Here is a 7562-nt window from a genome sequence, read left to right as displayed (position 1 = left end):
GACGGGATGCGGCGCGCCTTCTCGTAGTTGAACGACACGTCGGTGACCAGATCTCGGATCACCGGGAAGGTCCGCATCGGCGTCACGGTGATGGCCTGATCCCGGGGGAACATCGACATCCGGGTCATGCACATCAGCCGGGGATAACCGTTGATCTCGGCCGAGCACGAGCCGCACTTGCCGGCCTTGCAGTTCCACCGGACGGCCAGGTCCGGGGTCTGGGTGGCCTGCAGCCGGTGGATGACGTCGAGCACCACCTCGCCCTCGTTGGCTTCCACGGTGTAGTTCTGCAGCTCTCCGCCGTCCTGGTCGCCACGCCAGACCCGCAGCTGGGCTTCGTAACTCATCGGTGCTGCTCCTCCGCGTCGTCGGGGCGGGTCATAGCGCGCTCCGACCCGGGTGATCGGCCAGCTCCTGGTCGGTGTAGTACTACTCCAATTCGGATATCTCGAACAGGTCCAGCAGGTCGTCCCGCATCCCGGGCCGCGCCTCGCGGGTGATCTCCACGTCCGGGATCGGCCCGTCGCCGGCCGCCCGGCAGACCAGCAGGGTCTGTCGCCACGCCGAATCCATCCCCGGGTGGTCCTCACGGGTGTGTCCGCCCCGGCTCTCGGTCCGCTGCAGCGCGGCGTTGGCGACACACTCACTGACCAGCAGCATGTTGCGCAGGTCGACCGCGAGGTGCCAGCCGGGGTTGTAATGCCGGCCGCCGTCGACCGCCAGGTTGGCGAACCGGGCCTTGAGCTGCGCCAGGTTGGCCACCGCCTGCTCGAGTTCCGCGGCGTTGCGGATGATTCCGACCAGGTCGTTCATCGAATGCTGCAGTTCGGCGTGCAGCGTGTAGGGGTTCTCCGGGGCCGCGCCGCCGGCGGGCCGGTCGAACGGTGCCAGCGTTCGGGCGGCGACGGTGTCGAGAGCCTGCGCGGAGATCGCCGGCCGGCTGCCGAGCTGCCGGACGTAGTCGGCCGCGCCCAGGCCCGCCCGGCGGCCGAAGACCAGCAGGTCGGAGAGCGAGTTGCCGCCCAGCCGGTTGGAGCCGTGCATGCCGCCGGAGCACTCGCCGGCGGCGAACAGGCCGGGGACCGCCGACCCGCCGGTGTCCGGGTCGACTTCGATGCCGCCCATCACGTAGTGGCAGGTCGGCCCGACCTCCATTGCGTCCTTGGTGATGTCGACCTCGGCCAGCTGCAGGAACTGGTGGTACATCGACGGCAGCCGTTTCTTGATCTCCGCCGCGGGCAGCCGGGACGCGATGTCCAGGTACACCCCGCCGTGCGGTGAGCCCCGCCCGGCCTTGACCTCGGCGTTGATCGCCCGGGCCACCTCGTCGCGGGGCAGCAGGTCGGGGGTGCGCCGCGCCGAGTCGTTGTCCGTCAGCCACTGGTCGGCCTCGGCCTCGGTCTCGGCGTACTGGCCTTTGAACACCGGCGGGATGTAGTCGAACATGAATCGGGAGTTCTCCGAGTTCTTCAGCACTCCGCCGTCGCCGCGGACGCCCTCGGTGACCAGGATCCCCTTCACGCTCGGCGGCCACACCATGCCGGTCGGGTGGAACTGGACGAACTCCATGTTGATCAGCGTCGCGCCGGCGCGCAGCGCCAGCGCATGCCCGTCCCCGGTGTACTCCCAGGAGTTCGACGTCACCTTGAACGACTTGCCGATGCCGCCGGTGGCCAGCACCACCGCCGGCGCCTCGAAGACGACGAACCGCCCGCTCTCCCGCCAGTAGCCGAACGCGCCGGAGATCCGGTCACCGTCTTTGAGCAGCTCGGTGATCGTGCACTCGTGGAAGACCTTGATCTTGGCCTCGTAGTCGCCGAATTCGGCGTGGTCCTGCTGCTGCAAAGAGACGACCTTCTGCTGCAGACTGCGGATGATCTCCAGCCCGGTGCGGTCGCCGACGTGAGCCAGCCTCGGGTAGCTGTGGCCGCCGAAGTTGCGCTGGTTGATGCGCCCGTCCTCGGTGCGGTCGAAGAGCGCGCCATAGGTCTCCAGCTCCCAGACCCGCTCGGGTGCCTCCTTGGCGTGCAGCTCGGCCATCCGCCAGTTGTTCAAGAACTTCCCGCCGCGCATGGTGTCGCGGAAGTGCACCTGCCAGTTGTCCTTGGCGTTGACGTTGCCCATCGACGCCGCGCAGCCGCCCTCGGCCATCACCGTATGCGCCTTGCCGAACAGCGACTTGCACACCACCGCCACGCTCAGCCCCTGCTGGCGGGCCTCGACGACCGCGCGCAGACCCGCGCCGCCGGCACCGATCACGACCACGTCGTAGGAGTGCCGCTCGACCTCAGCCATGAATTCCCTTCTGTCCTTTCCCGCGCAAGCCGGTCCTGCGCACGCCGTTGTCCGACGGCCGGTGTCAGCCGATGAACCGCAGATCCCAGGTGGGGTGCAGCGAGATCATCCAGATGTAGAAGTCGGTGAACGCCAGCGTGCCCAGGGTGATCCAGGCGAACTGCATGTGCCGGCCGTTGAACCAGCTGATCCGCGACCAGAGCCAGTACCGGATCGGGTGCCTGGAGAAGTGGGTCAGTCGGCCGCCGAAGACGTGCCGGCAGGAGTGGCAGCCGCCGGTGTAGGCCCACAACAGCGCCACGTTGGCGAGCAGGACGATGTTGCCCAGGCCGAACCCGAAGCCGTGGGGGCCGGTGTCGGAGTGGAACGCCACGATCGCGTCGTAGGTGTTCAGCGTGGCCAGCCCGAAGGCGATGTAGAAGAAGTATCGGTGGCTGTTCTGGAAGATCAGCGGGAATCGGGTCTCGCCGGTGTAGTGGGCGCGTGGCTCGGGGACCGCGCAGCCCGCGGGCGAGAGCCAGTACGCCCGGTAGTAGGCCTTGCGGTAGTAGTAGCAGGTCAGCCGGAAGCAGAGCAGGAACGGCAGCACCAGCATGCCCAACGGAACCCACCGCGGGAACTCCGGCAACCACTGGCCGAGGTGGCTGGAGTCCGGCACGCACGAGCGGCTGATGCACGGCGAGTAGAACGGCGTCAGGTAGTGGTACTTGGCCACCCAGTAGCCGCTGCCCCAGAACGCCCGGACGGTCGCGTAGATGATGAACGCGTCCAGGCCGATGTTGACCCGCAGCGGCGAGAGCCACCACCGGTCGGTGCGCAGCACCCGGGCGGCGACCTGGGCCCGGGTCGGCGAGGAGACGCCGACGGCAGTGCGGTTCGCGGTGGGAGCGCTCATCTGTGATCCTCTTCGGCTGGGTTCGTCGGAGGGTGCTCACACGACCGCACCCGGGGCACGCTGCTCGGTCAGTACCTGCCCTGACCGCCGACACCCTCGTCGTCGACGTCACGCCAGAATTCGGTGTCGTACTCGCTGTCGGGGATCGCGATCTTCTCCTGGGCGTGCTGGGCGGCCCACCGCTCCACGTCCAGTTCGCCGGCGTCGGTGTCGAGCAGTTCGACATCGTTGAGGATGCGCTCGGCGTCCAGCACGATCCGGCGCATCCCGGGAACGTCACTGAACCGCGCCTTGAGCGAGGTCGTGCAGCGCCGCAGGCTGCCGATCAGTTCGTGCAGTTCGGCGAGTTCGCTGACGCCCGACACCAGACCTCCCTCAGCTAAGCGTGTTACGGATCACAGTACGTCACCCGATGCTAGCCCCGACCCGAACCGCACGTGAGACAAATCACGTCCGCGTGGGGGGTGCCCCGAACAAGGCCGGAAAGGCGCGCCCCCGGCACGTGGCGCGTGCCGTACCGGACCTCGCGGAGCGTGCGCCCGTCCTGCGCCGGGTCGTCGGTGGTGTGCTCGTCACGCCGTTCGCCGTGGATCACCGGGTGCCCGGCGTCCAGCTCGATGGTGACGTCCTTGTCGACGTCCACGCCGGGCAGCTCCAGCCGGATGACAGCGTCGTCACCGTCGTTGCCGACCTCGGCGGCGGGGCTGAAGCCGGTCGGGGACGACACCGGCCAATCGGTCGGTGCCGAAGGGCCGCTGCCACAATCTCGGGTTGCTCATTGATGTCTCCTCGTGGGGTATCGGGCCGGCGCCAGTGCCGGCCGTCTACTTGGTCAAACTTGAGTCGACTACGCTAACGGCCTATCCCAGCTCAGCTGTGAGCGAAAACGCCCGCGCGGTACTTTGCCAGTGCTTCCCAGCAAACTCGGTGGACGTCGTTACACGCCCGTTACATGACGCGACATGTCGGCAATGTGCCCTCCCTAATGTCGGGGCCATGGCTTCAGTTCGGACCGCCGATGCGGTGCGCGACCTGGTGGTGGTCGGACACGGCATGGTCGGCCACCGTCTGGTGGAGGCGCTGCGCAGCCGGTCCGAGGAGAGCCCTTGGCGGGTTACGGTGCTGGCCGAGGAGGGCGACCCCGCATACGACCGGGTCGGGCTCACCGGGTACACCGAGAGCTGGGACCGGTCCCGGCTGGCCCTACCGGGGAACGACTACTCCGGTGACGAGCGGGTTCGGCTGCTGCTGCGCACCCGGGTCACCGGCATCGACCGGGTGGCCAAGTCGGTGTCGGCAGCAAACGGTGAGCGGTATCACTACGACGCCCTGGTGCTGGCCACCGGCTCGCGGGCGTTCGTGCCGCCGGTACCCGGCCACGACCTGCCCGGCTGTCACGTCTACCGGACGCTGGACGACTTGGACGGCATCCGTGCCGACATCGGGCGCACCCTGGCCGCCGGGCGTACCCGGGCCGGCGTGGTGATCGGCGGCGGCCTACTCGGCCTGGAGGCGGCCAATGCGCTGCGCAACTCCGGGATGGAACCGCACATCGTGGAGATGGCGCCGCGACTGATGCCCCAGCAGCTCGACGACGCGGGTGGGTTCCTGCTCGGACGGATCATCGCCGACCTGGGGATCTCGGTGCACATCGGCGTCGGCACCGAGGCGATCGAGCGGGACGTGCACCAGGACGGGTCGGCCACCCTGCGGGTGGCGCTGGCCGACGGCACGGTCATCGAGGCCGGCCTGGTGATCTTCGCCGCTGGGGTTCGCCCCCGTGACGAACTGGCCCGCGAGGCCGGCCTGACCATCGCCGAGTGCGGCGGCGTGCTCACCGACATGTCGTGTCGGACCAGCGATCCCGGCGTGTACGCGATCGGCGAGGTCGCCGCCATCGAGGGGGTCTGCTATGGGCTGGTCGGGCCGGGCTACACCACCGCCGAGGTGGTCGCCGACCGGCTGCTGGAGGGCGCCGCCGAGTTCGGCGAGGCCGACATGTCGACCAAGCTCAAGCTGCTCGGGGTCGACGTGGCCAGCTTCGGTGACGCGATGGGGGTCACCGAGAACGCGCTCTCGGTTGTGGTCAACGACCCGGTGAAGCGCACCTACGCCAAACTGGTGCTCTCCGACGACGCCAAGACACTGCTGGGCGGCATCCTGGTCGGTGACGCCTCCGCCTACGGCGTGTTGCGACCGATGGTCGGCGTAGAGCTCCCCGGCGACCCGCTGGCGCTGATCGCCCCCGCCCCCGCCGGCACCGGCGCGGGCAAGCCGGCGCTGGGCGTGGTGTCGCTGCCGCTGGCGGCGCAGATCTGCTCCTGCAACAACGTCAGCAAGGGCGCCGTCGTGGAGGCGATCCACGACGGCTGCCACGACGTGCAGGCGCTCAAGGACCGCACCCGGGCCGGCACGTCGTGCGGCTCGTGCATCCCGCTGCTCAAGGACCTGCTGCTCGCCGAGGGGGTCGAGCAGTCCAAGGCGCTCTGCGAGCACTTCAGCCAGTCCCGCGCCGAGCTGTTCGAGATCGTCCTGGCGTCCGGCATCCGCACCTTCTCCGAGCTGCTGGAGCGGTACGGCACCGGGTACGGCTGCGACATCTGCAAGCCGACGATCGCCTCGATCCTGGCCTCCACCGGGTCCCAGCACATCCTGGAGGGCGAGGAGGCCGCCCTGCAGGACTCCAACGACCACTTCCTGGCCAACATCCAGCGCAACGGCAGCTACTCGGTGGTGCCGCGGGTGCCGGGCGGCGAGATCAAGCCGGAGCATCTGATCCTGATCGGGCAGATCGCCCAGGACTTCGGCCTGTACACCAAGATCACCGGCGGCCAGCGGATCGACATGTTCGGCGCCCGGGTGGACCAGCTGCCGGCGATCTGGCGCCGGCTGGTCGATGCCGGCATGGAATCCGGCCAGGCGTACGGCAAGTCGCTGCGCACGGTGAAGAGCTGCGTGGGCAGCGATTGGTGCCGCTACGGGCAGCAGGACTCGGTGAAGATGGCCATCGACCTGGAGATGCGTTACCGGGGGCTGCGCGCCCCGCACAAGATCAAGATGGGGGTCTCCGGCTGCGCCCGGGAGTGCGCCGAGGCGCGCGGTAAGGACGTCGGCGTGATCGCCACCGAGGTGGGCTGGAACCTCTACGTCGGCGGCAACGGCGGCATGACCCCCAAGCACGCCCAGTTGCTCGCCGGCGACCTCGACACCGAGACGGTGTTCCGCTACGTGGACCGGTTCCTGATGTTCTACATCCGCACCGCCGACCGGCTGCAGCGCACGGCACCCTGGCTCGAGTCCATCGGGGGCGGCCTCGACCATGTCCGCGACGTGGTCTGCAACGACTCGCTGGGCCTGGCGGCCGACTTCGAGGCGGCGATGCAGCGCCAGGTGGACAACTACGCCGACGAGTGGAAGGGGGTGCTGGACGACCCGGAGAAGCTGTCCCGCTTCGTGTCGTTCGTCAACGCCCCCGACGCCGAAGACCCCACCGTCGCGTTCATCGAACGCGACGGACGTAAAATCCCGCTGCCGATCGAGGTGCCGGGTTCAAGCGCAACGGAGGAGGAATCATGACGCTGGCCGACGGCTTTCAGGTCTGGACCACCGCGTGCAGGTACGACGACCTCATTCCCGGCCTCGGCGTCGGTGTGCTGCTCGACAACGGCAAACAGGCTGCGCTCTTCCGACTCGACGACGGCTCGGTGCACGCCATCTGCAACGTCGACCCGTTCTTCCGGGCAGCGGTGCTGTCCCGCGGCATCGTCGGTGACCACGAGGGTCGGCTGACCGTCGCCTCGCCGCTGAAGAAGCAGCTGTTCGCCCTCGACGACGGCAGCTGTCTGGATGACCCCCGGTTCTCGGTGCGGGTTTACGCGACCCGGGTCACCGCGGACGGCTACGTCCAGGTCGGTCGCGAACGTCGACCGGCACACCCGGCCGCGGCCTGAGCCGGAAACCGCCTGTCCGGGTGGCCCGCAGCGGTAGCCTCGGGGCAGACCAACCCCGGCGCGTCGGCGCCCCGACGACGGATGCCTAGCTGGCCGTCCCGGTCAGACCAGGACCGACTCCGGGTCGGGCTGCGTCTGCTCCGCTTCCGGCACCGCCCGGTGACGCGGATAGATCGCCCAAGTCAGCAGCGGCGCAACGAAATACGACATCACGAAGATCCAGAACGTCGGTGTCTCGGTGCCGTGTGCCTGATAGGAATGGAACGCGATGTGCATGCCGTCGGCGACCAGATCAGGTTGCGGCCGGCGACGTGTGTGCTGCCGGCCTCCCAGGCTGCGGGCGGGTCAGCGGCTACCAGACGGCGCCGTCGCGCCAGTCGCAGGCGATCTCCGCGGCGGTGTCGAGGTCGACCTCGACCGGC

General features: G+C 68.9%; 7 protein-coding genes and 1 pseudogene. 2 read left to right on the top strand and 6 right to left on the bottom strand.

What is annotated here, in order from left to right; all coding sequences use genetic code 11:
- The 5 genes and pseudogenes from AC2VNT_RS07790 to AC2VNT_RS07770 all read right to left on the bottom strand — a co-directional run.
- Positions 1 to 347 (bottom strand): 2Fe-2S iron-sulfur cluster-binding protein (locus AC2VNT_RS07790; RefSeq protein WP_486946306.1); only part of this gene is annotated, 347 nt, incomplete at its 3' end.
- Positions 348 to 429: 82 nt separating this feature from the next.
- Positions 430 to 2295, bottom strand: coding sequence for a fumarate reductase/succinate dehydrogenase flavoprotein subunit (locus tag AC2VNT_RS07785; RefSeq protein WP_486946305.1), 1866 nt, complete (start codon positions 2293 to 2295; stop codon positions 430 to 432).
- Between the two features lie 64 nt (positions 2296 to 2359).
- Entirely contained in the window at positions 2360 to 3190 is an 831-nt protein-coding gene (locus AC2VNT_RS07780) for a hypothetical protein (RefSeq protein ID WP_486946304.1), read from the bottom strand.
- Positions 3191 to 3258: 68 nt separating this feature from the next.
- Complete coding sequence (locus AC2VNT_RS07775; RefSeq protein ID WP_486946303.1) at positions 3259 to 3555, bottom strand: hypothetical protein; 297 nt, start codon at positions 3553 to 3555, stop codon at positions 3259 to 3261.
- A 143-nt stretch (positions 3556 to 3698) separates the two neighbouring features.
- A pseudogene (locus AC2VNT_RS07770) lies at positions 3699 to 3917 on the bottom strand (Hsp20/alpha crystallin family protein); the annotation flags it as partial.
- 269 nt (positions 3918 to 4186) lie between these two features.
- Between AC2VNT_RS07770 and nirB the strand changes: the two are divergent.
- Positions 4187 to 6766: a nitrite reductase large subunit NirB gene (gene nirB / locus AC2VNT_RS07765; protein WP_486946302.1), complete on the top strand. Its 2580-nt coding sequence runs from the start codon at positions 4187 to 4189 to the stop codon at positions 6764 to 6766.
- A complete protein-coding gene (gene nirD, locus AC2VNT_RS07760) occupies positions 6763 to 7140 on the top strand; it encodes a nitrite reductase small subunit NirD (RefSeq protein WP_486946301.1) in 378 nt (125 codons plus the stop codon). Before nirB ends, nirD begins: the two co-directional genes overlap by 4 nt.
- 102 nt (positions 7141 to 7242) lie before the next feature.
- Here nirD and AC2VNT_RS07755 read toward each other — a convergent pair whose 3' ends face one another.
- Positions 7243 to 7416: a hypothetical protein gene (locus AC2VNT_RS07755; RefSeq protein ID WP_486946300.1), complete on the bottom strand. Its 174-nt coding sequence runs from the start codon at positions 7414 to 7416 to the stop codon at positions 7243 to 7245.
- Positions 7417 to 7562: the final 146 nt, after the last annotated feature.

This window comes from Mycobacterium sp. TH-M15, from assembly GCF_057473705.1.
This window is presented reverse-complemented; position numbering and strand designations above follow the sequence as displayed.

Coding starts and splice junctions, on each gene's coding strand:
- AC2VNT_RS07785 (WP_486946305.1), bottom strand. CDS start 2,295: ATGGCTGAGGTCGAGCGGCACTCCTACGACGTGGTCGTGATCGGTGCC.
- AC2VNT_RS07780 (WP_486946304.1), bottom strand. CDS start 3,190: ATGAGCGCTCCCACCGCGAACCGCACTGCCGTCGGCGTCTCCTCGCCG.
- nirB (WP_486946302.1), top strand. CDS start 4,187: ATGGCTTCAGTTCGGACCGCCGATGCGGTGCGCGACCTGGTGGTGGTC.
- nirD (WP_486946301.1), top strand. CDS start 6,763: ATGACGCTGGCCGACGGCTTTCAGGTCTGGACCACCGCGTGCAGGTAC.
- AC2VNT_RS07755 (WP_486946300.1), bottom strand. CDS start 7,416: ATGCACATCGCGTTCCATTCCTATCAGGCACACGGCACCGAGACACCG.